Source organism: Treponema sp. R8-4-B8, from assembly GCF_054786175.1.
In genome coordinates this window covers 1-455 of record NZ_BDHE01000390.1, presented here as the reverse complement: position 1 = coordinate 455, position 455 = coordinate 1, and the positions used below count along the sequence as shown (strand labels likewise).

The window sequence follows — 455 nt, the reverse complement described above, 5'->3', positions numbered from 1 at the left end:
AGTAAAAACGGTGGCAAATCAAGAAGAAAATATTCGTAATGCGATGGAAGAGCAAGGGGTAGGAAGTAAGCAAATATTACAAAGTGTTGGCGGTTTGAATGAACTTACTCAACAGGTAAAAGGCGGCAGCGAGGAAATGCTTGAGGGTAGCAATGAAGTAATGAAAGAAAGCCAGAACCTTGAGAAAGTAACACAGGAAATAACCGGCGGCATGAACGAGATGGCTACCGGTGCGGAGCAGATAAACGTAGCGGTAAACAATGTCAATGAGATGACACAAAAGAACCGTCAAGCCATTGACGAATTGTTAAAGGAAGTCTCGCGATTTAAGGTAGAGTAATTAATTGGAGAAAAGAAATGAAAATTAAAATCAAACTGAGCCTGCTTGTGATCGCCATTATGATGATCGCAATTTCCGGAGTTGCCGTAATGCTTCTGCGGCAAGCGTCAAAATT

Annotated in this window: 1 pseudogene; it reads left to right on the top strand. The window is 41.8% G+C overall.

The features are described from left to right. A pseudogene (locus ACYVRA_RS08910) lies at positions 1-340 on the top strand (methyl-accepting chemotaxis protein); the annotation flags it as partial. Positions 341-455 lie beyond the last annotated feature (115 nt).